General features: G+C 63.5%; 24 protein-coding genes. 9 read left to right on the forward strand and 15 right to left on the reverse strand.

Going from position 1 to position 25,685, the window contains the following annotated elements; all coding sequences use genetic code 11:
- Window positions 1-71 precede the first annotated feature (71 nt).
- Genes bioD through bioB form a run of 5 tightly spaced genes read right to left on the reverse strand, consistent with a single transcriptional unit; the run spans window position 72 to window position 5,133 of the window.
- A complete protein-coding gene (gene bioD, locus AC5WNI_RS04020) occupies window positions 72-860 on the reverse strand; it encodes a dethiobiotin synthase (protein ID WP_175088270.1) in 789 nt (262 codons plus the stop codon).
- A 58-nt stretch (window positions 861-918) separates the two neighbouring features.
- Window positions 919-1,785: a methyltransferase domain-containing protein gene (locus tag AC5WNI_RS04025; protein ID WP_285460138.1), complete on the reverse strand. Its 867-nt coding sequence runs from the start codon at window positions 1,783-1,785 to the stop codon at window positions 919-921.
- A 1-nt stretch (window position 1,786) separates the two neighbouring features.
- Window positions 1,787-2,590, reverse strand: a complete 804-nt coding sequence (locus AC5WNI_RS04030; RefSeq protein ID WP_285460139.1) for an alpha/beta hydrolase family protein — start codon at window positions 2,588-2,590, stop codon at window positions 1,787-1,789.
- Entirely contained in the window at window positions 2,587-3,948 is a 1,362-nt protein-coding gene (bioF, locus tag AC5WNI_RS04035; RefSeq protein ID WP_495928753.1) for an 8-amino-7-oxononanoate synthase, read from the reverse strand. Before bioF ends, AC5WNI_RS04030 begins: the two co-directional genes overlap by 4 nt.
- A 6-nt stretch (window positions 3,949-3,954) precedes the next feature.
- Window positions 3,955-5,133, reverse strand: coding sequence for a biotin synthase BioB (gene bioB, locus AC5WNI_RS04040; RefSeq protein ID WP_495928754.1), 1,179 nt, complete (start codon window positions 5,131-5,133; stop codon window positions 3,955-3,957).
- 309 nt (window positions 5,134-5,442) lie between these two features.
- Here bioB and AC5WNI_RS04045 point away from each other — a divergent pair, with 309 nt between their 5' ends.
- The 6 genes from AC5WNI_RS04045 to AC5WNI_RS04070 all read left to right on the forward strand — a co-directional run bounded on the left by AC5WNI_RS04045 (window position 5,443) and on the right by AC5WNI_RS04070 (window position 10,875).
- Window positions 5,443-6,165, forward strand: coding sequence for a ComF family protein (locus tag AC5WNI_RS04045; protein WP_495928756.1), 723 nt, complete (start codon window positions 5,443-5,445; stop codon window positions 6,163-6,165).
- A gap of 206 nt (window positions 6,166-6,371) precedes the next feature.
- Window positions 6,372-7,469, forward strand: a complete 1,098-nt coding sequence (locus AC5WNI_RS04050) for a serine/threonine protein kinase (RefSeq protein ID WP_495928758.1) — start codon at window positions 6,372-6,374, stop codon at window positions 7,467-7,469.
- Window positions 7,470-7,822: 353 nt separating this feature from the next.
- Window positions 7,823-8,374 carry a GTP cyclohydrolase I FolE gene (folE, locus tag AC5WNI_RS04055; protein ID WP_043332418.1) on the forward strand — a complete coding sequence of 184 codons (552 nt, stop codon included), beginning with the start codon at window positions 7,823-7,825 and terminating at the stop codon, window positions 8,372-8,374.
- Window positions 8,375-8,460: 86 nt separating this feature from the next.
- Window positions 8,461-8,865, forward strand: coding sequence for a dihydroneopterin triphosphate 2'-epimerase (gene folX, locus AC5WNI_RS04060; protein ID WP_175088383.1), 405 nt, complete (start codon window positions 8,461-8,463; stop codon window positions 8,863-8,865).
- A 109-nt stretch (window positions 8,866-8,974) separates the two neighbouring features.
- Window positions 8,975-9,319: a hypothetical protein gene (locus AC5WNI_RS04065; RefSeq protein WP_175088263.1), complete on the forward strand. Its 345-nt coding sequence runs from the start codon at window positions 8,975-8,977 to the stop codon at window positions 9,317-9,319.
- A gap of 98 nt (window positions 9,320-9,417) precedes the next feature.
- Window positions 9,418-10,875, forward strand: coding sequence for an NAD-dependent succinate-semialdehyde dehydrogenase (locus tag AC5WNI_RS04070; RefSeq protein ID WP_175088262.1), 1,458 nt, complete (start codon window positions 9,418-9,420; stop codon window positions 10,873-10,875).
- 565 nt (window positions 10,876-11,440) lie between these two features.
- On the opposite strand, the gene glsB is transcribed toward AC5WNI_RS04070, so the two are convergent.
- On the reverse strand, window positions 11,441-12,382 hold the full coding sequence (gene glsB, locus AC5WNI_RS04075; RefSeq protein WP_175088261.1) for a glutaminase B: 942 nt from the start codon (window positions 12,380-12,382) through the stop codon (window positions 11,441-11,443).
- A 332-nt stretch (window positions 12,383-12,714) separates the two neighbouring features.
- Between glsB and AC5WNI_RS04080 the strand changes: the two genes are divergently transcribed.
- Both AC5WNI_RS04080 and AC5WNI_RS04085 read left to right on the forward strand, forming a co-directional pair.
- The gene (locus AC5WNI_RS04080; RefSeq protein ID WP_175088260.1) at window positions 12,715-12,954 is read left to right on the forward strand and encodes a DUF2061 domain-containing protein; all 240 of its coding nucleotides are present in this window, start codon (window positions 12,715-12,717) and stop codon (window positions 12,952-12,954) included.
- Window positions 12,955-13,111: 157 nt separating this feature from the next.
- Complete coding sequence (locus tag AC5WNI_RS04085; protein ID WP_495928761.1) at window positions 13,112-14,125, forward strand: amidohydrolase family protein; 1,014 nt, start codon at window positions 13,112-13,114, stop codon at window positions 14,123-14,125.
- 137 nt (window positions 14,126-14,262) lie between these two features.
- Here AC5WNI_RS04085 and purH read toward each other — a convergent pair whose 3' ends face one another.
- The 8 genes from purH to dsbD all read right to left on the reverse strand — a co-directional run bounded on the left by purH (window position 14,263) and on the right by dsbD (window position 23,182).
- On the reverse strand, window positions 14,263-15,840 hold the full coding sequence (purH, locus tag AC5WNI_RS04090) for a bifunctional phosphoribosylaminoimidazolecarboxamide formyltransferase/IMP cyclohydrolase (RefSeq protein ID WP_175088258.1): 1,578 nt from the start codon (window positions 15,838-15,840) through the stop codon (window positions 14,263-14,265).
- Between the two features lie 62 nt (window positions 15,841-15,902).
- A complete protein-coding gene (gene fis, locus AC5WNI_RS04095) occupies window positions 15,903-16,199 on the reverse strand; it encodes a DNA-binding transcriptional regulator Fis (RefSeq protein ID WP_043331993.1) in 297 nt (98 codons plus the stop codon).
- Window positions 16,196-17,230, reverse strand: a complete 1,035-nt coding sequence (gene dusB, locus AC5WNI_RS04100) for a tRNA dihydrouridine synthase DusB (RefSeq protein ID WP_175088257.1) — start codon at window positions 17,228-17,230, stop codon at window positions 16,196-16,198. Before dusB ends, fis begins: the two co-directional genes overlap by 4 nt.
- 190 nt (window positions 17,231-17,420) lie before the next feature.
- Window positions 17,421-18,335 carry a 50S ribosomal protein L11 methyltransferase gene (prmA, locus tag AC5WNI_RS04105; protein WP_175088256.1) on the reverse strand — a complete coding sequence of 305 codons (915 nt, stop codon included), beginning with the start codon at window positions 18,333-18,335 and terminating at the stop codon, window positions 17,421-17,423.
- 124 nt (window positions 18,336-18,459) lie between these two features.
- On the reverse strand, window positions 18,460-19,800 hold the full coding sequence (accC, locus tag AC5WNI_RS04110) for an acetyl-CoA carboxylase biotin carboxylase subunit (protein ID WP_495928764.1): 1,341 nt from the start codon (window positions 19,798-19,800) through the stop codon (window positions 18,460-18,462).
- 19 nt (window positions 19,801-19,819) lie between these two features.
- The gene (accB, locus tag AC5WNI_RS04115) at window positions 19,820-20,293 is read right to left on the reverse strand and encodes an acetyl-CoA carboxylase biotin carboxyl carrier protein (protein WP_175088254.1); all 474 of its coding nucleotides are present in this window, start codon (window positions 20,291-20,293) and stop codon (window positions 19,820-19,822) included.
- 173 nt (window positions 20,294-20,466) lie between these two features.
- Entirely contained in the window at window positions 20,467-20,907 is a 441-nt protein-coding gene (aroQ, locus tag AC5WNI_RS04120; RefSeq protein WP_043331983.1) for a type II 3-dehydroquinate dehydratase, read from the reverse strand.
- Between the two features lie 256 nt (window positions 20,908-21,163).
- Window positions 21,164-23,182, reverse strand: a complete 2,019-nt coding sequence (dsbD, locus tag AC5WNI_RS04125) for a protein-disulfide reductase DsbD (protein WP_495928767.1) — start codon at window positions 23,180-23,182, stop codon at window positions 21,164-21,166.
- Between the two features lie 518 nt (window positions 23,183-23,700).
- On the opposite strand from dsbD, the gene AC5WNI_RS04130 reads away from it, so the two are divergent.
- Window positions 23,701-24,804, forward strand: a complete 1,104-nt coding sequence (locus AC5WNI_RS04130) for a DUF2333 family protein (protein ID WP_175088253.1) — start codon at window positions 23,701-23,703, stop codon at window positions 24,802-24,804.
- Between the two features lie 134 nt (window positions 24,805-24,938).
- On the opposite strand, the gene ppa is transcribed toward AC5WNI_RS04130, so the two are convergent.
- On the reverse strand, window positions 24,939-25,469 hold the full coding sequence (gene ppa / locus AC5WNI_RS04135) for an inorganic diphosphatase (protein WP_043331979.1): 531 nt from the start codon (window positions 25,467-25,469) through the stop codon (window positions 24,939-24,941).
- Window positions 25,470-25,685 lie beyond the last annotated feature (216 nt).

Below are 25,685 nucleotides of genomic sequence, written 5' to 3' on the forward strand. Positions count from 1 at the left end.
TGCCTTTCAAGTCAATCGCTTGTATCGATTATCACCGGAATTTTCCCGTCTTGCGCCGCGCCTTCAGCGCTTCACTTCGCCATAACATGCTCGCTACGTGATTCCAGCCCGCAGGGCAGTTGCAGATAGCTGGCGGCGCGCTCGGCGGCGTGGCGTGTATTGGAGAGGTCTTCATCGCACATCCACGGCACGACCCCCAGGCAGGGAGCCCGCAGCGTGCGTGACAAGGTTGCCATGTTGTCTTCGCTGACCTCGATATCCGCTTCCAGATGGTTGATGACGTAGCCGGCGATCTCCAGCCCATCGCGCTCGATGGCTTCAAGTGTCAGGCGCGCATGATTGATGCAGCCCAGGCGTAGGCCGACGACCAGAATCACCGGCAAGCCCAGTTCGATGGCCAGGTCCGAGAAATCCTCATCATCGTTCAGCGGTACCCGCCAGCCGCCAGCACCTTCCACCAGCAACAGGTCGCGCGGTGCACTCGTCCGCTGGCCTCGCACATGCGCCGCGATTTTCGCCACCTCGAGCTTGATGCCCACCTGACGCGCGGCGATATGCGGCGCGATGGCTGGCGCGAAGCGCCAGGGGTTGATGCTTTCATAATCGGCTTCCGGTTCGCACTGTGCCTGCAATGACAGGGCATCGGCGTTGACCAGGCCGTCGTGATTCTCGAAGCAGTCAGAGGCCACGGGCTTGAGGCCCAGCGTGGTCAGGCCGCGCAGGCGAGCACGTGCCAGCAGGGCGCTGGCGATGAAGGTCTTGCCGATTTCGGTATCGGTGCCGGTCACGAAGGCGGCGATGCCATGTTCGCCTCGTGCAGGCAAAGCAGTGTCCCGTGTCGAGCTGTCCGCGGTTTTCATATCAGTTTTCATTGTATCCGAGCGAGGCAGGTAATTGCCTTCAAGCAAAGTATCAGTGTTATCCGCACGCAATTCTGAGCGGTTTTTCGAGCACAAGTTCAATGACTTGATAGCTTACAGGCAACCCCTTTGCGGTACGTAGCGTTTCATGTCGCGCCTTGGCCTGCTGCACCTCGGCACGTGTCAGGCGCCGGCCAGTGGCGGTCTGCGCCCCGATGCCCTTGATCGAGGCCATGACCGCGGCGACATCGGGATAGTGAAATACCCGCGGGCGTAACTGCCAGTGGCAGCGCAACCCGGCGGCTTGGGCATGGCGTGCAAGGTGGGCGGCGCTGGGGAAGTGACGCACGGATTCATCTGCGCGCTGCCAGGCGTGGCGTACTTCCTTGAGAGTGCCGGGCCCCAAGGTGTTGATGTGCGCTCGAGCGCCGGGTTTCAAGGTACGTGACAGTTCGACGAGCCATTGCCGAGGGCTATCGCACCATTGCACGGCCAGGCTCGAGAACACCAGGTCCAGACTCGCATCGGCCAGTGGCAGGCGCTCGGCATCTGCGCGCAGCCAGTGCAGACGTTCAGGGCTGCCACTCGCAAGCTCGCTTGTCTGGCGTACGGCTTCACGCAGCATCTCAAGCGAAAGATCCAGTCCCATACAGCAAGCCTCAGAGTAGCGCTGCGCCAGTTCGAGGGTCCAATGCCCGGGCCCACAACCGAGGTCGAGCACACGGGCGGCGGGCGGCAGCTGCTCAGGGAGCGACGCGAACAGGGTGGCCGCCATGGCGTGCTGCGCCTGCGCCAGAGTGAGGTAGTCGGCAGCGCCGCGGTCAAAGGCGCGGGCAATCTGCTGGCGGCTCGGGGTAGGCGCAAGTGCAGGCGTGAGCGGGGGCGTTGCAGGTTCAGTAGGCGGCACGCTGACGGCTATCGACATCTCAGGCCTCCTCGCTGATGTGCGTGGCGTGTGTGGCGAGGCCCATGCGCGCGAGCAGGGCATCGGCAAGTGCCTCGGTCGCGCTCAATGGCAGGCAGTGGCCCCCCTCGAATTCGGCAACCACCTGGCCCTGCGCGCGCAGCGCTGCACTCAGGCCCGGCGCCAGTAGCGGGTCCTGCTTGCCGAGCCAGAACTCGAGCGGTAACTCTGATGGAGGCGCCAGCGACATCTGGCGACTGGCCAGTTCCGATAGTCCTGCCGCCAGCACTGCTTCGCAACTGACGGGGTGGCGTCCGATCAGTTCGCGCAACTGTCTGAGGCAGTCACGTGCAGAGGTCTCACCACTGGCCTGCCAGCGCAGAAAGTGTTGCCAGCTGGCCGCGGGGTTGCGCGCGTAGGCTTTACGGAAGTCCTCCAGCACCTCTGGTGCCAGGGCGGGAATCATCTGCTCAGCTGCGGCCTGATCGATGAAGCTTGGCCCCATGGACAGCGAGACAAGGGCGGCCGGCGCCTGCTCCTTCGCCAGCGCCTCGGCCCGCAGGGCGCCAAGCGACCAGCCCAGCCACAGGGTGTCGGCGCCGCCCAGTGAGGCGTGCGAGGCGGACGGTTCTGCGCCTGCCCGTGACTCGGCTTGCGGGCCTTCTTCTGGCCAATCCGGCGCGATGATTTCCAGCGGGTGCCTTTCAGCTTCATCATCCGTCTCAGTGACGTGAGCGAGGCGTGCATGCAGGCAGGTGATCAAGGGCTGCCAGATGCGTGCATCAATGCCCCAGCCGCTGAACAGCACCAGACGAGTCAGCGTCATGGCGTGACTCCTTCTGAGCTGATGGTTGGGGAAACCGAGCGGGGCTGGGCCTTTTCCGTTGCCAGTACCGCTTCGAGAGCCTCAAGCAGTGCCGCGATATCCTCGGCAGTGTGCTCGGCGGAGAAGGTAAAGCGAAGGCGCGAGCTGCCTGAGGGCACCGTGGGCGGGCGGATGGCCGAGACCAGCACGCCGCGCTTGCGCAGCGCCGTGCTCCAGGCCAATGCCCGTGTTTCGCTGCCCAGAATCAGTGGCTGAATCGGGGTCAGCGGGGCGGAGGATGAAATGTTCGTGTCGGCTGGCGTCAGCCCGAGCGCGAGCCCACTGCCCGCCAGCAGATGCGTACAACCCTCACGGAACTGCTGCACGCGAGCCTGCAACTGCTCACGGCGCTGCGGCTCGCGCGCGACGATTTCCAGCGCCGCCAGGGTAGCGGCGGCGACATGCGGCGGTTGCGCGGTCGTGTAGATGTAGGGGCGTGCCAGCTGAATCAGACTTTCGATCAGCGCATCGCTGCCGGCGACGAAGGCGCCGCTGCTGCCGAGCGCCTTGCCCAGGGTGCCGACCAATATCGGTACGTCAGCCAGCGGGGTAGCGCGCCCGACCAGGCCTTCGCCATGCTCGCCCAGCACGCCCAGTCCGTGGGCATCGTCGATCATCAGCCAGGCGCCGTGTCGGGCGCAGGCCTGGCTCAGGCCCGCGATATCGGCGCAGTCGCCATCCATGCTGAACACGCCATCGCTGATCACCAGCTTGTCGTTGGAGCGGGAGCGCGCCAGCTGACGCTCGAGGTCTTCAAGATCGCGATGGTGGAAGCGACGCGAGCGTACGGCAGTGGTGCCGGAGGACGCCAGGCGCGCGCCGTCGAGGAGGCTGGCGTGATTGAGGCGATCATGGAAGATCTCGAGGCTGCGACCGGCCTCGCGCGAAGCACTCGCCAGCGCATCGATCACGCCCAGATTGGCCATGAAGCCGGTAGAGAACAGCAGCGCGCGCGGCCGCCCGGTCAGCTCGGCCAGGCGAGCCTCCAGCTGGTGGTGAGCGCTCTGGTGGCCATTGACCAGGTGAGCGCTGCCGCTGCCGACACCGAATTCACGCGCCGCGCGACAGCCGGCTTCGACCAGTGCCGGGTGGTTGGCCAGCCCCAGATAGTCGTTGGCGGTAAAGTTGAGCAGCCGGCGCGCCTCTGCATCGGCTACCTGCCCGGCGAGGCTGACGTGGGGCCCTTGTGGGGAGTCCAGCGTCAGGCGCCGGCGATAGCGGCCGACCCGCTCACGCTGAGTGAGCAGGTCCTCCAGATGCGTGAAGCTGGCGCTGGACTGAGGGCTGAAGCGCGCGCTGGCGGGCGTGTCGGTGGCCACGAGCGATCAGACCACCAGGCCGCAGGGCTTGCGTCCGCGAACCTGGCCTTCGCTGCTGGCGGGCGTTGCCTCGCGCGTGGCGTCATAGAACAGGCTGCCCTCGACATTGGCGCGTGCCTTTTCTTCCATGGCGGCCTTCAGGGCGGCCTCGCGCACTTCGTCACTGGCGACTTCCTGGCGGGTCTCCGGGTGCAGGCCGAGGCGCTCGAACAGCTCGCGGTCACGGTTGGCCTGCGGGTTGCCGGTGGTCAGCAGACGCTCGCCATAGAAGATGGAGTTGGCACCGGCGAGGAAGGCCAGTGCCTGGGTGGAATCGTCCATCTGCTCGCGGCCGGCGGACAGGCGCACATGACTCTTCGGCATCATGATGCGTGCCACGGCGATGGCGCGGATGAACTCGATGGGATCGAGGTCATCGACATTCTCCAACGGCGTGCCCGCCACCTTGACCAGCATGTTGATCGGCACCGATTCCGGCTGCGGCTCCAGATTGGCCAGCTGACGCAGCAGGCCGGCACGGTCGGTGGTGGTCTCACCCATGCCGAGAATGCCGCCGGAGCACACCTTCATGCCGGCTTCGCGCACGCTGGCCAAGGTGTCCAGGCGCTCGCTGTAGCTGCGCGTGGTGATGATCTCGCCGTAATACTCCGGTGAGGTGTCCAGATTGTGGTTGTAGTAGTCGAGGCCGGCATCCGCGAGCTTCTTGGCCTGATCGGTATCGACCATCCCCAGCGTCATGCAGGTCTCGAGTCCCAGCGATTTCACCTGACGCACCATCTCGGTGACCACCTCGAGGTCGCGCTCACGTGGGCTCTTCCAGGCTGCGCCCATGCAGAAGCGGCTGGCGCCGGCGTCCTTGGCGGCACGCGCCTGCTCGACCACCTTCTCGATCTCCATCAGCTTTTCCTTGCCGAGGCCGGTGTTGTAGTGGCCGGACTGCGGGCAGTACTTGCAGTCTTCCGGGCAGGCGCCGGTCTTGATCGACAGCAGGGTGGAGGCCTGCACCGCATTCGGGTCGAAGTGCTGGCGGTGCACCTGCTGGGCACGGAACAGCAGGTCATTGAAGGGCAGGGCGAACAGCGCCTCGATTTCCGCGACACACCAGTCATGGCGTACCACGCTGTCATCGACAGGCGCAGGGATATTCGTGGCTTGTGTGGTCACGCGGGAGGCTTCTACGGTCATGAGCTTGAGGTCCTTCATCAGGCGGGCAGAGCGAGAGCGCGCTGAGCCGCTCATCCGTGAGTGAGTCCGGGAGTCGGCAGCCGAGCTGGCAAGTGGCCAGTCAACGCATCGAATAAAGTCAGGTTAACTGAGATGATAGAGTTTCCGCGGATGCTGTCAACGATGGGGAGTCTGCTGGTTGACCACTGGCAGTTGTCGCGACCCTGTGCCTTCTGTCAGCGTCAGCTGACGACAGCCATGCCTAGCGTGACCGAACGACAGAGCGCTTCAGCTTCACCTCCCCGTTCATTGCCTTTGTCACCGACTCACTTGCGTCATGAGAGAGAGCTGCCATCGCGCCGCGAGTGGTGTGATGCCTGCGAGGCGAGAATCGCGCGCAATCAGCATGCCTGCCCGCGCTGTGCTGAGCCTGTCGCCTCACTGGCCTTGAGTCAGCAGGCCTGTGCGCGTTGCCTGTCATCACCGCCCGCCTTTGCACGCTGCTTTGCACCGCTGCGTTATGAGGGGTTGCTGGCGGGGCTGTTCCAGCGCTACAAGGACCAGCATCAGCGCCGCGCCGGGCGACTGCTGCGCCAACTCATGCAGCGGGAGCTTGCGCACTTCTGCCGCGAGTGGCGCCAGGCGCATCCTCACGGCGCAGTGCTGCTGGTACCGGCAGATGCCTATCGTCGTCGCCAGCGCGGCCATGATGCGCTGGCGGAACTGTGTCGCGGGCTGAGCCCCGCCATTGCTGGCTATCCGCGGGATAGAGCGCGGGTGCGAGACAGACGCATGCCGCAAGAGGCGTCAGTCGCGGAGGCCAGGGCAGCGCCGGATCAGCGCCTGCGGGACCGGCGCGGGCGTCTGAAGGCCCAGCGTGGGCGTTATGACATCGAGGGCCTATTGCCCGAGCACGTTCTGCTGATCGATGACGTCATGACCAGCGGCGCGACGCTCGACAGTCTTGCTCAGGCCTGTCTGCGAGCCGGTGCCCGTGAGGTCGATGCCTGCGTGCTGGCGCGGACTCCCCTGGCCCTGCGCGGTGCGCAGTGACCCGCAATCGCGACACGCAGGGTCCCTCCTGCCGAGCCTTGCGACCGAGCCGCCCGACACATGCCGACAGGGCTCAGCCGCGAAACGGGCGTTGAACTCAGCGGGCAGGCGGGGTCAGTCAGGGAGAAGACTGGCGTGCAGAGGGTCTAATCTCATAGCATGCAAGGTCCGGCAGCCGTTTGCTGGTCCACGCCCGAGGAATTGCCATGCCTATTGATCCTGTTTCCCCCGATGACACGCAATCTTCCGGCACTTCGCGCGAGTTGGATGTGCGCTCCAATGGCAACACCTGGTCGACGACATCTGCGTCAGAGGGCCATGGAGACACGCGTTTTCATCCCTTCGATGCTCTCGCGCCGGACCGTGTCGTGGCCGCTGTCGAATCGCTGGGCTTCTGGTTGCCCGGCGAGCCGTTCGCGCTGAACAGTTACGAGAATCGTGTCTACCATCTCGCCGATGATGACCGCCGCCGCTGGGTGGCCAAGTTCTATCGCCCCGAGCGCTGGAGCCGTGCCCAGATTCTCGAGGAGCACGCCTTCCTGGCCGAGCTGGATGAGGCCGGTGTTCCGGGCGCCCCTGCGTGGGCGAACGAGGCCGGCGAGACGCTGCATCGATTCGAGGGCTTCGACTTCGCGCTCTTCCCGCATGTGGTGGGGCGCGCGCCAGAGCTTGAATCTGCCGAGCACCTCTATCAGCTGGGCGAGCTGATCGGCCGCGTGCATGCGGTGGGGCGCAAGAGCGCGTTTCGCGAGCGGGAGACGCTCTCGCCGCTGCGAATTCTGGAAGAAAGCTGCGCCAGCGTGCTGGCCTCCGACTGGCTGAGTGAGCGCCAGCGCGACAGCTACCAGCGTGTCATCGAGGCACTGCGCCCGTTGGTCGCGGAGCAGAGCTGGCCGGAAAGCGCCTTGATCCGCACCCATGGCGATTGCCACATCGGCAACATGCTGGGGCGTGATGACAGCTTCGCGTTGGTCGACTTCGATGACTGCCTGAGCGCCCCGGCGGTGCAGGACCTGTGGATGCTGTTGACCGGTCAGAGTGACCCGGAGCTGCACATGCAGCTGTCCGAGGTGCTGGAGGGCTACGAGCAGCATTGTGAGTTCAATCGCAGCGAGCTCAAGTGGATCGAGACTCTGCGTACCCTGCGCATGGTGCGTCACAGTGCCTGGGTGGTGCGGCGCTGGTCGGATCCCGCCTTCCCGCAGGCCTTCTCCCACGTGGCGAGCCTAGGCTACTGGGACGACCACATTCGCAGCCTGGAACAGCAGCGCGTCGCGCTGTCTGCGCCGCGTTGGCTGGCCTAGCGATCGCGGCATAGCCTGGCAGTCGTGACATGAGCTGGTAGTCGCGGCACAGCCTGGCAGTCGTGACATGAGCTGAAGGCCGTCGCGAGGCTTGAGTCGCTTTGGCGAAGTGAGTGATATCACCTCTTCATGCGCCCCCATCGGTTACCGATGGGGGCGCATGTGTTGCACGGATACGACAATCGCGTGAACAGACCTGCGTTGACGGCATGCCTGAGGTAGAATCTGGCCCTGACATTGAACACGAAGTTATACGATTTATTGCCATCTGATCGCTTGTGTATGACTTTTGTGCTTTACCCCTGCTATGCGTGCGCTAGTGCGCGCCCCTGACCGATACCATAGGCAGACGGATGACCGAAGAGATTGCCAACCACTACCGCCAGATCATCACCGCGTTGGGTGAGGATCCAGAGCGTGAGGGCCTGCTGGATACGCCCAAGCGCGCGGCCAAGGCCATGCAGTACCTGACTCATGGCTATCAACAGTCGTTGGAGGAGATCGTCAACGGCGCTGTCTTCACCTCCGATACGGACGAGATGGTACTGGTCAAGGACATCGAGCTTTATTCGATGTGCGAGCATCACCTGCTGCCGTTCATCGGCAAGTGCCACATCGCCTATCTGCCGTCCGGCAAGGTGCTTGGTCTGTCCAAGTTCGCGCGTATCGTCGACATGTATTCGCGTCGCATGCAGATCCAGGAAAACCTCACCAAGCAGATCGCCGAGGCCGTTCAGCAGGTCACCGGTGCACGTGGTGTGGCCGTCGTGGTCGAAGCGCGCCACATGTGCATGATGATGCGTGGGGTGGAAAAGCAGAATTCCAGCATGAAGACGTCCGTGATGCTGGGCGCCTTCCGCGACAATCAGCCGACCCGTCAGGAATTCCTGACGCTGATCAGCTGACAGCAGAGTGAAGACGCCGCCTTTCGAGGCGGCGTTCTTGTCTGGGAGTCATCTCGCGCGTTTCCCTTGATCAGGAGTCCCTGCCGATGCCGATGCATGCCTTGCACGATGAACATCTCGATCACGACCTCGCCACCATTCGCATCAAGAATCTGCGTCTGAGAACCTATATCGGGATCAACGAAGACGAGATCCAGAATCGCCAGGATGTCGTGATCAACGTGGTGATCCGCTATCGCGCGGCACGCGCCGTGCAGTTCAACCACATCAGTGAAGCGCTCAATTACCGCACCATCACCAAGCAGTTGATCCGTCATGTCGAGGAAGGACGCTTCGCGCTGCTCGAGCGCATGACCCGTGAGGTGCTGGATATCGTGATGGCGCACGAACAGGTGCTGACGGCGCAGGTCGAGATCGACAAGCCGCATGCCTTGCGCTTCTCGGACTCGGTGTCCGTCACCCTGTCGGACAGTCGCGAAGCGCATGACTAGTCGGCCGGGGCAGGCGTTGAGAAGCTCAGATATCGAGAAGCTCACATATCGAGAAGCTCAGATGTCGAGAAGATCAGGCGCAGAAGCCTGAAGAGTCGGGAGACATGATGTGATCGGGGAAATCATCCATTTCGATGATGCAGAACAGCAGGGCACCATTCGGGACGAGAAGGGCGGTGAGCACGTCTTCGATCTGGTCGGCTGGCGCGGGCGTGGCTTGCCGGGGCCGGGGCTGGCGGTGGACTTCGAGCTTCGCGACGGGCGTGCAGTGCAGGTCTTCAATGCGCGAATCAAGCAGCAGAAGGCAAGGCGAGTCGTCTCGATGCCGCCCGAGAGCGAGGTCGGCGAGGCCCCCGGGGGCAAGGCTGACGCCGCCAGGCTGGCAATGCGCAAGCGCTGGTGGCTCGCCGGGCTGGCCATCGTGGTACTAGTACTGGCAGGGTTGTGGATCTAGCGCCACGCCCGCATTTAGGCTATATCAGGTTAGTCTTGAGTAGTCTCGGTTAGCCGGGAATCACTGCCTTGACCCACAAGCACGCCTCGGGAGTCTTCATGGAACATCTCAACGATACCAGTCTGTTTCGTCCATTTGCCTATATCGACGGTGGCTGGGTAGCCGCGGATTCCGGCGAGCAGATCGAGGTCGACAATCCTGCCACCGGCGAAATCATCGGCCGCGTGCCTCGGCTGGGTTACGCCGAGACCGAACGGGCCATCGAGGCTGCGCAGCACTCCTTCGCGGACTGGAAGGAGACGCCGGCGCTGGAGCGCGCTGACATCCTGATGAAGTGGTACGCCTTGATGCTGGAGCACAAGGATGACCTGGCGCAGATCATGACCTTGGAGCAGGGCAAGCCTCTCGCTGAAGCCGCCGGTGAAATCCAGTACGCGGCCAGCTTCCTGCGCTGGTTCGCCGAGGAAGGTCAGCGCGTGTATGGCGATACCATTCCGGCCGCCAAGCGTGACCAGCGTATCCTGGTGCTCAAGCAGCCGGTCGGGGTGGTGGGGGCGATCACGCCGTGGAACTTCCCGGCCTCGATGATTACCCGCAAGGCGGGTGCCGCGCTGGCCGCAGGCTGCCCGATCGTGGTCAAGCCGGCCAGCCAGACGCCGTTCTCTGCGTTGGCGCTGGCGGTGCTGGCGGAACGCGCTGGCGTGCCGCGCGGCGTTTTCAACGTCGTGCCGGGCTCGGCCAGGGACATCGCCAAGGCGATGACCGATTCCAGCATCGTGCGCAAGGTGACTTTCACCGGCTCCACGGAAGTCGGGCGTGGCCTGATGGCAAATGCCGCCCAGCATATCCAGAAGATCTCGCTGGAGCTTGGCGGCAACGCGCCCTTCCTGGTGTTCGAAGACGCCGATCTCGATGCGGCGGTGGAAGGCGCGATGGCAGCCAAGTTCCGCAATGCCGGTCAGACCTGCGTCTGCACCAATCGCTTCCTGGTGCAGTCCAGCGTGGTCAACGCCTTCAGCGAGAAGCTGGCTGCCGCGATGAACACCGAGCTGACCGTGGGCAATGGCCTGGAAGAGGGTGTCAAGGTCGGCCCGTTGATCGATGGCGACGCCGTCGAGAAGGTCACCGAGCACGTGCAGGATGCCCTCGACAAGGGCGCCGAACTGCTGCTGGGCGGCCATCCGCATCCGCTGGGGGGCAGCTTCTTCACGCCGACCCTGATCTCGCAGGTGACGCCAGAGATGAAGGTCGCCCGTGAGGAAACCTTCGGTCCGCTGGCAGCGATCTTCCCCTTCGAGAGCGAGGAAGAGGCCATCGAGATGGCCAACGACACCGAGTTCGGTCTGGCCAGCTATTTCTACAGCACGGATCTCAAGCGTGTCTGGCGCGTCTCGGAAGGTCTGGATTACGGCATGGTCGGCATCAATACCGGGCTGATCTCCAACGCCGCGGCGCCCTTCGGTGGCACCAAGGCATCGGGGCTGGGCCGTGAAGGCTCCAAGTATGGCCTCGAGGAATACATGGAAACCAAGTATCTGTGTCTCTCGCTTGGCTGATCTATCGCCAATGGATCTGCGCTGTCGATCCCTGCATGAGCCTTGCATCTTTGAGCTTTGCATCGCTGATTGATGGCCAGCTCTCAAGGCAATGATCGGATACGCCATCAGCTGGCAAAAAGCCCGCTCGGGAAACCGGGCGGGCTTTTTCATGCCATGCATTTATCCCACCTGTCTGCGCCGAGTGCGCCTGCAACTTGCCCGTGGAATCTTCTCTGCTGATGAGAGCGACCTTTCGCTGCTGATGAAAGAGCGGCATGGGCGAGAGGAGGGCAATCTCGCGTCAAGAGGCGCATGAGCCATTGGTCGTAGAGATGGAGTGTCTCGCGCTGCGCGTGTCAGACCAAAGCGGTATATCGCGGCCTTTTCGCGCAGATCAGGGCCAAAGACAGCTGTGCTTTGTCGGCATTCTCTTACTTGTGGATATGCTTATTTACGCTACAGTCAAAGAGCGGGACCTGTGGTGATAGTCTTCAAGGATTGAAGACAGGGCGAGTGGCGTGGCGGACGCGACTCGCCCTTTTTTATGGCCGGAGCTCGGCTATCGTGCCTCAACCCTCACGTCTCACCCCAATGGCGAAAGCCCCATCCCCGCCACCAGGCCTTCCAGTGCATGTCGCCCGGCAATCGAATTGCCATAGCCGTCCAGGCGGGGTGACCAGACGCAGATGCTCATCTGTCCCGGCAGGATGGCGATGATGCCACCGCCGACGCCACTCTTGCCCGGCAGGCCCACCCGCCAGGCGAAGTCACCCGCCGCATCGTAAAGCCCGCAGGTCAGCAACAACGCATTGAGCTGGCGTGTCTCCAGCGGCGAGACCACTTCCTTGCCATCCAGTGGGTTGATGCCGCGATTGGCAAGGAAGGCGAAGCTGCGCGCCAGTTCCACGCAGTTCATCGACACCGAGCAGCTGTGGAAGTAGGTGTCCAGCAGGTCATCCACATCGGAATGCACATTGCCGTAGGCCTGCATCAGGTAGGCGAGCGAGGCATTGCGTGCCTTGTGGTCCATTTCCGAGCGCGCGACCTTCTCATCGAAGCCGATATCGTCGCTGCCGGATAGGCGCCTGAGCTGCTCACGCAGGGTGTTCTGGATCGAGACGATGCGCGACACCAGCAGGTCGGTGATCAGCAAGGCACCGGCATTGATGAAGGGATTGCGCGGAATACCGTTCTCGACCTCCAGCTGCATGATCGAATTGAAGGCCTGGCCGGAGGGTTCACGGCCGACGCGCGTCCAGATCTCGTCGCTCTCCAGGCGCTGCATCGCCAGTACCAGCGCATGCACCTTGGAGATCGACTGGATCGAGAAGCGGGTATGCGCGCTGCCGGCGTACTGGACACGTCCATCGACATGGCAGACGGCGATGCCGAACTGGTCAGGGTCGACCTGCGCCAGTGCCGGGATATAGTCCGCGACCTTGCCCTCGTTGAAGCAGCGGCTGGCATCATCGGACAGGCGTTCGAGCAGTGTCTGGAGAGCATCGGGGTCGAGTGGCGGCGTCATGGCAACCTTGAAGCAGCGGTAGAGGGAAAAGGGCGTGAAGCTGGCCGGGCCATCGTGACAACGGCGCCATCGGGTGACAGGCCGATAATGGCGCCAGGGACCGGCAGAGCATTCTAGCGGATATGACCGCAGCTGGCGCGCCCGATGCCCCTGGCAGTTCCTGCCCTCAGGCCGGCTCAATCGCGTGATAGTTGACGCTTATCAGCCAGGTAGTGCAAAGTGATTTCTATATGCAGTTGAGAATCGTTATTATTGGTTCATCAAGGCAGCACGCAGCTGCCTGACCCCATGACATGCGACGCGCTGAGTAGACCGCCCGGAGGGCAGCCAACATGATCAAGACATTGACCTTTGCCAGCATGCACTTCTCCATCGCCTTCGGTGTCACCTACCTGCTGACCGGCGATATCGTGGTCGGCGGCCTGGTCGCCATCGTCGAGCCGGCGGTCAACACCGTCGCCTTCTTCTTCCACGAGAAGGTCTGGAACCGCGTCACCGCGCGCCGCCAGCAGGCTGCTGAGCGCGAGGCAAACTCGCGAAACTCCATGAGCGGGGCGGCGCTGGCGGGCTGAGGCCGCTTGCGCGTGGCGAGGATGCGCCGCAGAATCGAGCGACCTTTTCCCGGAGCTCCCCATGCTGAAGCTTGCCCCTCGCACCGCCCGTTCCTCTCTTCCTGCCCAGCCATCTTGTCCTGCCCGCGCCCGCCAACGTCCTCTCGTCCAGGGGGCGTTGGCGTTGCTGCTGGGGCTTGCCGGCAGCCTGACTGCTCTCGAGGCCGTGTCAGCCGACGAGACGCGCGATTATCACTACAGTGACGCCCATCTGCACTTCGTGGACTTCTTCCAGCAGGGCGACGGTCTGGGGGCCTTGCTGGATGCCATGGACCAGGCGCAGGTCGATCACGCCCTGGTCACGGGCATCGGCGTTGCCAAGAAATGGCAGCAGGACGCACCCAAGAAGCCACGTTACTACATGGGCGATGATGCGCCGGTCTACTGGTATTCCGGTACCGATTACATCCTGGCCGAGGCGCTGACTCGCGCGCCCGAGCCGGTACAGGCGCGTTTCTCGCCGTTCATCACCGGCTTCAACCCCACCGACCTGAATGCCGCCGACGAGATTCGTCAGCTGTTGGCGATCTATCCCGGCTTCTGGAAGGGCATCGGGGAGGTCTTCACGCGCCATGATGATCTGACGCGTCTGACCGAAGGCGAGACGCCGCGCGCCAATCATCCGGCCTTGATGAAGGTCTATGCGCTGGCGGCAGAGAAAGGCCTGCCGGTGATGATCCATTCCAATATCACCAGCAAACGGGAAGGGCACGAGGGCCTGTACCTCGAGGAATTCGAGAGTGCGGTGCGCGATAATCCGAACACGGCCTTCATCTGGGCGCACGCCGGGACCAGTGCCGAGCTCAATCGCCGTCTGGGGCGCATGACCTGGCTACACGGCGAGATCGAGCGCATGCTGGAAACCTATCCCAACCTGAATATCGACCTGTCCTGGTCAGTGCTGGAACCCTACCTGCTGGACGATGAGGGGCAGCCGCGCTCGCGCTGGGTCAAGCTGGTCGAGCGCTTCCCACAGCGCTTCGTGCTCGGCAGTGATGTGGTCGGGCGCTTCGGCTCGGTGGGCGATATCCTCGCCAGCTATACGCCCTTCCTCGATGCGCTGTCGCCACAGGCGGCGCGCAATATTGCGCGCGACAACTTCCTGCGCTGGGTCAATCTGCCGGTCGAATGACCTCGTTCCTTGCCGTCTGCGCATGAAAAAGCCCCCGCCAGCGATTATTCGCTGACGGGGGCTTTTGCGTGAGCGCTAGTCTATACGCTCGTGCAAGTCACCGTGCTCGTGCATGCCACTGAAGTACTGACATCTGATCAGTGACGGAAGTGACGCATGCCGGTGAAGACCATGGCGATGCCGGCTTCGTTGGCCGCATCGATGACTTCCTGATCGCGCATGGAGCCACCCGGCTGGATGACGGCAGTGATGCCGGCTGCCGCGGCGGCGTCGATACCGTCGCGGAACGGGAAGAAGGCATCGGAGGCCATCACGGAGCCCGGCACTTCCAGACCTTCATCGGCGGCCTTGATGCCGGCGATCTTGGCGGAGTACACACGGCTCATCTGGCCGGCGCCCACACCGATGGTCTGGCCATCCTTGATGTAGACGATGGCGTTGGACTTGACGAACTTGGCCACTTTCCAGGCGAAGGTCAGGTCGTTGAGTTCCTGCTCGCTCGGCGCACGCTCGGTGACGACCTTGAGCTCATCACGGCCGACCATGCCCTGGTCGCGGTCCTGGACCAGCAGGCCACCGGTGACACGCTTGAAGTCATGGCCGCCGGTACGCTCGGCGGCCCAGGCATCCGCGACGTCGAGCAGGCGCACATTGGCCTTGGTGGCGACGATGGCCGCCGCCTCTTCACTGATGCCCGGGGCGATGATCACCTCGACGAACTGACGCGAGACGATCGCCTGCGCGGTCTCGGCATCCAGCGGCACGTTGAAGGCGATGATGCCACCGAAGGCGCTGGTCGGGTCGGTCTGATAGGCGCGCTCGTAGGCGGCCAGGGCAGACTCGCCGATGGCGACGCCACACGGGTTGGCGTGCTTGACGATGACACAGGCGGTTTCGTCGAAGGCCTTGACGCACTCGAAGGCGGCATCGGTATCGGCGACGTTGTTGTAGGACAACGCCTTGCCCTGCACCTGCACGGCCGTGGCGACGCTGGCCTCGGTGGCACCGTCCTCGACGTAGAAGGCCGCCTTCTGGTGCGGGTTCTCGCCGTAACGCATGTCCTGCTTCTTGCTCAGGCTGACGTTGTACTGACGCGGCAGACCTTCGCTGCCGCCTTCGACGCGCTGGCCCAGCCAGTTGGCGATGGCGCCATCGTAGGCCGCGGTGTGCTCGAAGGCGGCCACGGCGAGGTCGAAGCGCGCGCCATCGCTGACGGCGTTGTCATTGGCATCCATCTCGGCGATCACGCGGTCATAATCCGAGGCGTTGACGACGATGGTGGTGTGGGCGTGGTTCTTGGCGCAGGAGCGTACCATGGTCGGGCCGCCGATATCGATGTTCTCGATGGCGTCTTCCAGCGAGCAATCCGGGTTGGCCACGGTAGCGGCGAACGGATACAGATTGACGATGACCATGTCGATGGGGTCGATGCCGTGCTCGGCCATCACCGCATCATCCTGGCCGCGACGACCGAGGATGCCGCCGTGGATCTTCGGGTGCAGGGTCTTGACCCGGCCATCCATCATTTCCGGGAAACCGGTGTGCTCGGACACTTCCGTCACGGCAAGGCCGTTGTCCTTGAGCAGGCGGAAGGTACCGCCAGTGGACAGCAGGGCGACGCCGCGGGCGTCCAGGGCACGAGCGAATTCGACGATTCCGGTCTTGTCGGAAACACTCAGGAGGGCGCGACGGATGGCTTGGGGCTTGGCTTGCATGATGCTCCACTCGTGGATCAACAAAAAGACGCCGGGGCACCTGTAAAGGTGCCCCGGCGGGGTCAGATCAGATCAAATTGCTTGAGCTTCTTGCGCAGTGTGCCTCGGTTGAGGCCCAGCATGTCGGCGGCGCGGGTCTGGTTGCCCTGTGCGTGGGCCATCACCGCCTCCAGCAGCGGCGCCTCGACCTCGGCCATCACCATGGCATGCAGGTCGGTGACCTGCTCGCCATCCAGGTGGGCGAAGTAGCGCGCCATGGAGTGCTCGACCGCCTCGCGCAGGGTCTGATGGTGCCGCACGGGCGTCATCAGGGTGGCCTGGCTTGCGTCGTCGGGTGAAAGAGGGTGCCTGCTGGTCATGCTGCGTGACTTCCTTGCGTCTCGGTGCGGGCGATGCTTTCCGGCTCGCCGAACAGGCGGGTCAGGAACTGGCGCTGTTCTTCCGGCTCCTCGAGGGGATTGAAGTGGCGCTTGAGCTCACTGCCATCCTCCCGTGTTGCCAGGTACCAGCCCACATGCTTGCGCGCGATGCGCGTTCCCATGTAGTCACCGTAGAATTCGTACAGGGCCTCGAGGTGGGCGCGCATCACGAGGGCGCGCTCCGCATCGCTCGGGCCACAGGCTACCTGGCCGGTGGCCAGATAGTGATTGATCTCGCGGAAGATCCAGGGGTTTCCCTGGGCGGCACGGCCGATCATCACGGCGTCGGCGCCCGTATAGTCAAGCACATGTCGCGCCTTCTCGCCGCTGTCGATATCGCCATTGGCGAAGACCGGAATCGACACCGCGGCCTTCACGGCGGCGATGGTGTCGTATTCGGCTTCACCGGTATATTTCTGCTGGCGAGTGCGACCATGCACGGACAGCGCCTGGATGCCGGCACTCTCGGCCATGCGCGCGATGGTGATGGCGTTGCGTGTCTCTTCGCACCAGCCGGTGCGCATCTTGAGCGTGACTGGCACGTCTACTGCGCGCACCACGGCATCGAGAATCTCGCCGACGAGCTTCTCGTCGCGCATCAGGGCAGAGCCGGCGGCCTTGTTGCAGACCTTCTTGGCCGGGCAGCCCATGTTGATGTCGATGATCTCGGCGCCCATCTCGGCGTTGAGCGCCGCGGCCTCGGCCAGCATGGCGGCATCACCGCCGGCGATCTGCACGGCACGCGGTCCGGGTTCGCCGGCATGGTTCATGCGCGTGCGTGACTTGACGGTATTCCACAGCCGCTTGTCACTGGTCACCATCTCCGATACCACCAGCCCGGCGCCCAGCTCACGACATTGCTGTCGGAACGGGCGATCGGTGACACCGGCCATCGGGGCCAGAATCACGCGATTGGGAAGCTGATGTACGCCGATGCGGGGCAGGTCGGCGAGAAGCGGGGTATCGGTCATGGGTCTCGTGTCATGCGAGTGGTGTCAGGCGCGCGAGCCGCTGTCGTGTCAGGGATTCGCGGGGGCGTCATGATACCTAGAGCGCCGCAGGGTTTGAAGGGCTATTTCATCCACGATGCGTCCTGGATGCGTTCTCCCTGCGCGGCTGCGGCGCTCATGGTGTGGCTCATGGCGTGTCTTATGCCGAGGTTCAGCCCATCAGCGGACGCTGACCATTGAGGCGTACCCAGCCATCGCGCTCGGTGGGCTCTTCCATGATCAGGCCAGCCTCACGATAGGCGTCGAGCACCTCTCCCGCCTGGGGCGCGAGAATGCCGGAGAGCGCCAGCAGGCCGCCCGGGGCGACACTGGCAGCGATCTGCGGAGCCAGTTCGACCAGCGGGCCGGCCAGGATGTTGGCGACCACGATCTGATAGCCTGCGTCCGGCAGGCGGTCCGGGTAGCACAGGGTCAGCTGGTCACTGACCTCATTGCGCTGGGCGTTCTCACGCGAGGCCTGCAGTGCCTGCGGATCGATATCGGTACCCAGCGCATCCACCGCGCCAAGCTTGAGCGCGGCGATGGCGAGAATGCCGGAGCCGCAACCGAAGTCGAGCACGCTATGCTGGGCGAGCTTGCCATCGACGGCCAGCCCATCGAGCCATTCCAGGCACAGGGCGGTGGTCGGATGGGTGCCGGTGCCGAAGGCCAGGCCCGGGTCGAGCATCAGGTTGACGGCGTCCTGCTCCGGCGCATCGTGCCAGCTGGGCACGATCCACAGGCGCTGGCCCATCTTGAGCGGCTCGAAGCCATCCATCCATTCACGAGCCCAGTCACGGTCCTCGAGGATCTCGACCTCGATTTCCGGGCAGGGCTCGTCGGGAATCAGCGCCGCCCAGCCGGCCTTGACCCGCTCGCGCATGGCCTCGATGCCTTCGGTGCCATCCCACAGGCCGGTGAGGACTGTCTCGCTCCACAGCGGTGTGCTGCCGAGGTCCGGTTCGAACAGCGGTTGGTCTTCAGCATCCTGCAGCGTGATGGCGCAGGCGCCTTCTTCCATCAGCAGATGCTCGAGAATCTCGGCGTGGTCGGGGGCGATACGCGCCTTGAGTTGCAGCCAGGACATGATGACTCCTGTCGATGGGCGATAAGAAAGGGGAGGAGGGCACAGACGACAGAAGGGCAGCCGAGGCCACCCTTCTGTCGTGCGTCCATCGGCAACACGCGTTACCGATCTCAAGCGGAGCGTCTTACAGGCCCAGCTTCTTCTCCAGATAATGGATGTTGACGCCACCTTCCTGGAAGCCGGCATCACGCACCAGATCCTTCTGCAGGTCAGTGTTGGTCTTGATACCTTCCACCAGCAGCTCATCGAGAGCATTGCGCATGCGCGTCAGTGCGATCTCGCGGCTCTCGCCCCAAGTGATCAGCTTGCCGATCAGGGAGTCGTAATGCGGCGGAACGGTGTAGCCGGAATACAGGTGCGAGTCCATGCGCACGCCCAGACCGCCCGGTGCGTGATAGAGCTCGACCTTGCCCGGAGACGGCATGAAGGTGCGCGAATCCTCGGCATTGATACGGCACTCGAAGGCGTGACCGCGCAGCTCGATATCTTCCTGCTTCACGGACAGCGGCAGGCCGGAGGCGATGCGCAGCTGCTCCTTGACGATATCGATGCCAGTGACCATCTCGGTCACCGGGTGCTCGACCTGAACACGAGTGTTCATCTCGATGAAGTAGAAGCCGCCGTTCTCGTACAGGAACTCGAAGGTGCCGGCGCCACGGTAGCCGATCTCGATGCAGGCATCGGTGCACGCCTTGAGTACCTTGGCACGCGCTTCTTCGTCCAGCTGCGGCGCCGGTGCTTCTTCCAGCACCTTCTGGTGACGACGCTGCAGGGAACAGTCGCGGTCATACAGATGGATGGCGTTGCCCTGGCCATCGGCCAGTACCTGGACTTCGACGTGACGCGGGTTCTGGAGGAATTTCTCCATGTACACCGTGCCGTCGCCGAAGGCCGCGGCCGCTTCACCCTGAGTGATGCTCACCGAGGACAGCAGGCTGGCCTTGGAGTGCACCACGCGCATGCCGCGACCACCGCCGCCAGCGGCAGCCTTGATGATCACCGGATAGCCGATCCGCTCGGCGATGGCGTGCATCTCGTCTTCGTCTTCCGGCACGGGGCCGTCGGAACCCGGCACGGTCGGAACGCCGGCCAGCTTCATCGCCTCGATGGCCGCGACCTTGTCACCCATCATGCGGATGGTGTCAGCGCGCGGACCGATGAAGGCGAAGCCGGAACGTTCGACCTGTTCGGCGAAGTTGGCATTTTCCGACAGGAAGCCGTAGCCCGGGTGGATGGCGTCGGCATCTGTCACCTCGGCAGCTGCGATCAGTGCCGGGATGTGAAGATAGGATTTGGCAGAGGAGGCCGGGCCGATACACACAGCTTCATCCGCCAGGCGGACGTGCATCAGGTCGCGGTCGGCCTTGGAGTGCACCGCTACCGTCTTGATGCCCAGTTCCTTGCAGGCGCGAAGGATGCGAAGGGCGATCTCGCCGCGGTTGGCAATCAGTACCTTGTCGAGCATGGTGACGTGTCCGTTGGGATCAGGAAATGACGATCATGGGCTGGTCGAATTCAACCGGCTCGCCGTCTTCGATCAGAATGGCTTCGACGACGCCATCCTTGTCGGCTTCGATCTGGTTCATCATCTTCATGGCCTCGACGATGCAGACGGTATCACCTTTCTTGACGCTCTGGCCGACTTCGATGAAGGCCTTGGAGCCCGGCGCCGGAGAACGGTAGAAGGAGCCGACCATCGGAGAGTTGATGGTGTGACCCTGCGGTGCAGCCGGTGCTGCCGGAGCGGCCGGTGCTTCAGCGGCGCCAGCGGCTGCCGGAGCGGACTGCTGCATCGGCTGCTGCTGCATCATCATCGGGGCCTGCATCATCGGCTGCTGGGCGAAGCCCTGCGGATGGCGGCTGATGCGAACGGACTCTTCGCCTTCCTGGATCTCGATTTCGCTGATGTTGGACTCTTCGAGCAGCTCGATCAGCTTCTTGACCTTGCGGATATCCATGAAATTAATCCCGATGTAAATGTGGCTGGAAATGGGGGTGTGCAGCCGTGATAGCGGCGGCTACGGGCGACAGCCCCGACGGCTGTCCCGACCATGGCGATGGCCGGTGAATCCTGGTATCAGGCGGTGATGGCGCCTGATGGCGGTGCGTGAACACCGCTCTGGGCGAGCCCCTACTGCGCGAGATCGTCCAGGGCGGCGTCAAGCGCCATGTCATAGCTTCGAGCGCCAAAGCCCATGATCACGCCGCGCGCCACATCGGAAAGATACGAATGGTGGCGGAACGGCTCGCGGGCATGGGTGTTGGAAAGGTGTAACTCGATGAACGGAAGTGCGACGCCGAGTAGCGCATCGCGCAGCGCAACGCTGGTATGGGTAAAGGCCGCCGGATTGATCAGGATGATGGCGGTGCCATCTTCACGGGCAAGGTGGATACGCTCGATCAGCACATGCTCGGCGTTGGACTGCAGCCAGTCCAGCTGATGGCCGGCCGCGCTGGCGCGCTGGACCAGACGCTGGTGGATATCCTCCAGCGTGGTGGTGCCATACACCTCGGGTTCACGGGTCCCCAGCAGATTGAGATTAGGGCCGTTGAGTACCAGGATGCGCGCCATGAAAGTCCCTTGTGTCAGCCGTGCTCGAGCACCAGGCTCATTGAGCTGTTAACCCATGAAGAAAATGCAAAGATACCGTCACTATCCACGACGTTTACCTATTGAGCGTAGGCTGTTGCCGTAGTGACGCGGATTCTGCCGAAATTCTCGAACGCTGTCCAGTTTGGCACTGAACCGAAGATTTTGCCGCATTCTTCGCCCTCACATGCATCTCGGCAGCAGCTGCGCTGCGACGGGCGTGTGGCAAACACGCTTTTCAGTTGGCGCGCCGTGACGGGCCGCGCAGCTGATCCAGTACTGATGTCAGGTGCTGGCCGAGCTGGCTGGCATCGACTTCCCCCTGGATACGCGCCTCCTTGAGTTCGCGTTCATCGGCGAAGAACAGCAGGCTGGGGGGACCGAACAGGCCGAATTGCTTGAGCAGCGCCTGGGTCGCGGCCCCGGTACTGGTGACGTCGGCGCGAATCAGGTGGAACTGGCGCAACTGGCTGGCGACCTCGGGGAAGACCTCGCGCTCCATCACCTTGCACGAGATGCACCAGTCGGCGTAGTAGTCGACGAAGACCGGCTGGCCGCGGCTGGCGGCTAGTGCCAGTTCTCGCTCGAGCTCGCTCATGTCGCTGACGGTGATGAAGTCCAGTGATGTCTCGGCGGCCTGCCCGGGTGATGTGCCGCCAGTGAAGGGGGCCAGCGGGCGCAGCGGGTCGCTTGCGCCGCCTGCCACGCCCAGCAGGCTGATCATGCCCCAGCCCAGCGCGACCAGCCCCAGTGCCTGACGGGCACGCGCCCAGCCTCGGCTCTGTGCGCTGAGCGCCCCCAGCGCCACGCCGGTACCGATGGCCAGAATGGCCCAGCCCAGCACTGCTAGCGAGGCCGGCAGCAAGCGCTCTACCAGCCACAGCGCCACCCCCAGCAGCAGGATACCGAAGGCCTGCTTGATGCCCTCCATCCAGCCGCCGGCCCTGGGCAGCAGGCTGGCGCCGAAGGTGCCGACCAGAATCAACGGCACGCCCATGCCCAGCCCCAAAGCGAAGAGCGCCAGCCCGCCGGTCATGGCATCGCCACTGGCGGAAAGATAGACCAGCGCACCGGCCAGAGGTGCCGAGACGCAGGGCGATACCACGAGTACCGATAACGCGCCCGCCAGCGCCAGTCCGCCGGGGCCGGCGTTCAGCAGGCGCCCTTGCAGTGTGTCGAGCCGTGAGTGCATGCCGCTTGGCAGTCGCAGAGTGAAGGCGCCGAACATGGCCAGCGCGAACAGCACGAACAAGGCAGCGAAGGGAATCAGTACGGCCGGCGTCTGCAGATGCGCCTGCAGGTTGAGCCCCGCGCCGAACAGGCCCATCAAGGTGCCGGCTGCGGCGTAGGTCAGGGCCATGCCCAGGGCGTAACTCGTGGACAGCAGCAAGGCGCGCGGGCGGCTGGGGCGCTGGCCGACGATGATCGAGCTCAGGATCGGAATCATCGGCAGCACGCAGGGCGTGAAGGTCAGGCCGAGTCCGGCGAGGAAGAACAGCCCCAGAGCCGTCAGCAGACTGACATCCGCGAACAGTTCGCTGAAGCCGGCATCGGTGCCGCTGATCGGGGCTTTAGTGGTGCGGCTTGCTGTCGACGCCGCAGTCTCGCTCGACTGGCCGGCGGTCGGCATCAGCTGCGAGAAGGGGGCAGGGGCACTCTGCTCACCGGCCTGTAGAGTGACGGTCTCCGGCGGATAGCAGAGCCCGGCATCGGCGCAGCCCTGGAAGGTGATGGAGAGTGGGACCGGGCCGCTGGCCGGTGTGTCGTCACGCACTGCCTTGCTCGAGGAGGCGCTGGTCAGCGGAATGCGAATGACCAGCGTATCGTGGAAGACATGCACCTCGCCCATGTAGGGGTCGTTCTTCAGCTCTCCCGGCGGCAGGTCGGCATCGCCCAGCACGACCTGGTCGCTGGTGGTCGAGAAGCTGAATTGGTGACGATAGAGGTAATAGCCTTCCGCGCTGGTGAAGCCGACATACAGGGTGTCGCCCTCGCGCCAGCTGCGCGGCTGGAAGGCTTCACTGACCGGCAGGAAATCGCCCTGATTGCCGCCGCCGAACAGGCTGGACGCCGCACTGCTGCTGGAGCCGCTGCCGGCGTTTGAATTTGAGCCTGAGCTGAACAGACCGGCATTGGCGGGCAGCGCCGTCATCGCCTGCGCGACAACCAGAGCGATTGCCAGCAGGGTTGCCAGAAATGCAGGGCCCAGCAGGCGCGAGAACGCGGAGGGGCGTGCGCGGCCCGTTGGCAGCGCCATGCGGATTTTCAAGAACGAACGAAGCACGAAAGCATCCTTATACAGTGCCGAAAGAACATCCTGCAGGCCTCAAGGCTCCGCAGTGTCGCGCCGCCATCATCCTGCTCGGGGGCGAGTGCCGGATCGTGAGCAAGCCCATCATCGCCGCGCACGACTTGCACGCGGATGAATGTGCCACCATGTAGCAGACATCCCCGTTCGTGTGAGGGCATGTGAAAGCGCACCGGGATCGAGTAATGAAGCCGCCTGTGCGGGCGGCAGTCCGATCCTCGCCCCGTAACGCGGCTCGGTCCACGACCAGGCCCGTGGCCCGGCCCGCAATCCGGAGCGCATCGCACCTTGCCACAGAACCGGCACTTCACCGAGTGCGACTGGCACGTGCAGGGGCGCATGATAGGATAGGACGTACGTCATGAGTACCGGCGCTGGATGCATCGGCGCGGCTCACATCCGTTCAGGCAGGTCTGACTCGTCTCTCACACGGCTTTTTCTACAAGGCTTCATACAAGGAAGAACGCATGGCCCTATTCGGTAAAGGCAGCAAGCGCGGCGCCAATCGCGATGTGCTGGAAACGCCTCAGTATGGCTGGATCTGGAAACCACTGATCGGGCTGTTCGTCATTTACCTGCTGGTCTGCGTTGGCCTTGGGATCTACTGGAGCAGTGAACCGGACGAGTTCAACATCGATCAGGCCACGCGCACCGAACTGGCTCGCGTGCATGGTCTGGCCGCACCGGTGGCCAAGGTCGAGGGCGAAGAGCCGGCACCGGCTTTCGAGACCCTGCCGACAGGCACCGCGACCGTCGCCACCCTGATGACACTCAACGACACCCTGCTGCACAAGCCGGGCGGTTATCTCAAGAATGATGTGGCGCCGCCGGGCCTGATGCTCGACAACATGCCCAACTGGGAATATGGCGTGCTGGTGCAGGTGCGTGACATGACGCGTGAGCTGCGCAAGGAATTCAGCCGCTCGCAGTCCCAGTCCAGCGATGACAAGGCGCTGGGCAAGGCCGAATCCCTGCTGTTCATCGATGCCAATGCCTGGATGCTGCCGGAAGCCGAGCACGAATATGCTGACGCCAACCGTGAGCTGGGCGACTACCTCAAGCGTCTGAGCGATGACACCCAGAATAACGGCCAGTTCTACGCGCGTGCCGACAACCTGGTAGCCTGGCTGTCGGATGTCGAGAATCGCCTCGGTTCCCTGTCCCAGCGCCTGTCGGCCAGTGTCGGCAAGTCGCAGCTCAACCTGAGCCTGGCCGGCGACAAGAGCGCCACCTCGGCCAAGAGTACCCAGGCGGAAGAAGAGATCAAGACGCCGTGGCTCGAGATCGACGATGTCTTCTATCAGGCACGCGGCACCTCCTGGGCGCTGATCCATCTGCTCAAGGCAGTGCGCCATGACTTCCAGGGCGTGCTGGAAGACAAGAACGCGCTGACCTCCATCGACCAGATCATCCGTGAGCTGGAAGCGACCCAGACCGACATCGGCAGCCCGATCATCCTCAATGGCTCCGGCTTCGGCTTCTTCGCCAACCATTCGCTGGTGATGGCCAACTACGTCGCGCGTGCCAACTCCGCGATCAGTGACCTGCGCAGTCTGCTCGAGAAGGGCTGATCCCGTGACGTCCGATGCCGGCTGACGGTTCTCCTCACCGGTGTCGGGCGTGAGCCGGAAACGAAAAAGCCCCCGTCAATGACGGGGGCTTTTTTGCATCGTGATGCCTGAATCGCGCATCACTTCGAAAGGACTCAGTCCTTCTGGTAGGCAGCGGCTGCCTTCTCGATCGCGGCACGGGCGGCATCAGCACCGTCCCAGGAATCGATCTTGACCCACTTGCCTTTCTCGAGATCCTTGTAGTTCTCGAAGAAGTGCGCGATCTGCTGACGCAGCAGTTCCGGCAGATCAGTGACTTCCTGGACGTCGTCGTACAGGGAGGTCAGCTTCTGGTGCGGGACGCAGACCAGCTTGGCGTCTTCACCGGCTTCGTCGCTCATGTTGAGCACGCCGACCGGACGCGCACGGATGACGCTGCCCGGTGCGACCGGATACGGGGTCACGACCAGCGCGTCGAGGGCATCGCCATCGTCGGCCAGGGTGTTCGGGATGTAGCCGTAGTTGGCCGGGTAGAACATCGGGGTGGCCATGAAACGATCCACCATGAGCGCATCGATGTCCTTGTCGATCTCGTACTTGATCGGCGCGTGATTGGCCGGAATCTCGATCGCTACGTAGACGTCGTTCGGCAATTCCTTGCCAGCGGGGATCTTGTCGAAACTCATTGTCGAGTCCTTGGGTTTGCGGGTTGAAGGCCTGCGGGTCAAAATTCCGCTGAATTATACGAACTGGCAGACCGTTTTGCCATTATGCCACGCTCGATCGCCTTGCGTTGCACCAACGAGTGGTGGCACTGCAGGCTGACTCGGGTAACACTTGGGGCCGTCCAGCGCGGCGCAACGGCGATTGCACGTATCAGCGTCGGGCTGACGCTGCGTCAC

The organism is Cobetia sp. PDI-12MA, from assembly GCF_059507695.1.

Coding starts and splice junctions, on each gene's coding strand:
- dusB (WP_175088257.1), bottom strand. CDS start 17,230: ATGACCGATACCCCGCTTCTCGCCGACCTGCCCCGCATCGGCGTACAT.
- accB (WP_175088254.1), bottom strand. CDS start 20,293: ATGGATATCCGCAAGGTCAAGAAGCTGATCGAGCTGCTCGAAGAGTCC.
- fis (WP_043331993.1), bottom strand. CDS start 16,199: ATGACCAGCAGGCACCCTCTTTCACCCGACGACGCAAGCCAGGCCACC.
- ppa (WP_043331979.1), bottom strand. CDS start 25,469: ATGAGTTTCGACAAGATCCCCGCTGGCAAGGAATTGCCGAACGACGTC.
- AC5WNI_RS04130 (WP_175088253.1), top strand. CDS start 23,701: ATGGCCCTATTCGGTAAAGGCAGCAAGCGCGGCGCCAATCGCGATGTG.
- AC5WNI_RS04025 (WP_285460138.1), bottom strand. CDS start 1,785: ATGTCGATAGCCGTCAGCGTGCCGCCTACTGAACCTGCAACGCCCCCG.
- glsB (WP_175088261.1), bottom strand. CDS start 12,382: ATGACGCCGCCACTCGACCCCGATGCTCTCCAGACACTGCTCGAACGC.
- AC5WNI_RS04080 (WP_175088260.1), top strand. CDS start 12,715: ATGATCAAGACATTGACCTTTGCCAGCATGCACTTCTCCATCGCCTTC.
- accC (WP_495928764.1), bottom strand. CDS start 19,800: ATGCTCGACAAGGTACTGATTGCCAACCGCGGCGAGATCGCCCTTCGC.
- dsbD (WP_495928767.1), bottom strand. CDS start 23,182: ATGGCGCTGCCAACGGGCCGCGCACGCCCCTCCGCGTTCTCGCGCCTG.
- folX (WP_175088383.1), top strand. CDS start 8,461: ATGCCGATGCATGCCTTGCACGATGAACATCTCGATCACGACCTCGCC.
- AC5WNI_RS04070 (WP_175088262.1), top strand. CDS start 9,418: ATGGAACATCTCAACGATACCAGTCTGTTTCGTCCATTTGCCTATATC.
- AC5WNI_RS04050 (WP_495928758.1), top strand. CDS start 6,372: ATGCCTATTGATCCTGTTTCCCCCGATGACACGCAATCTTCCGGCACT.
- prmA (WP_175088256.1), bottom strand. CDS start 18,335: ATGTCCTGGCTGCAACTCAAGGCGCGTATCGCCCCCGACCACGCCGAG.
- AC5WNI_RS04030 (WP_285460139.1), bottom strand. CDS start 2,590: ATGACGCTGACTCGTCTGGTGCTGTTCAGCGGCTGGGGCATTGATGCA.
- purH (WP_175088258.1), bottom strand. CDS start 15,840: ATGCAAGCCAAGCCCCAAGCCATCCGTCGCGCCCTCCTGAGTGTTTCC.
- aroQ (WP_043331983.1), bottom strand. CDS start 20,907: ATGGCGCGCATCCTGGTACTCAACGGCCCTAATCTCAATCTGCTGGGG.
- folE (WP_043332418.1), top strand. CDS start 7,823: ATGACCGAAGAGATTGCCAACCACTACCGCCAGATCATCACCGCGTTG.
- bioB (WP_495928754.1), bottom strand. CDS start 5,133: ATGACCGTAGAAGCCTCCCGCGTGACCACACAAGCCACGAATATCCCT.
- bioD (WP_175088270.1), bottom strand. CDS start 860: ATGAAAACCGCGGACAGCTCGACACGGGACACTGCTTTGCCTGCACGA.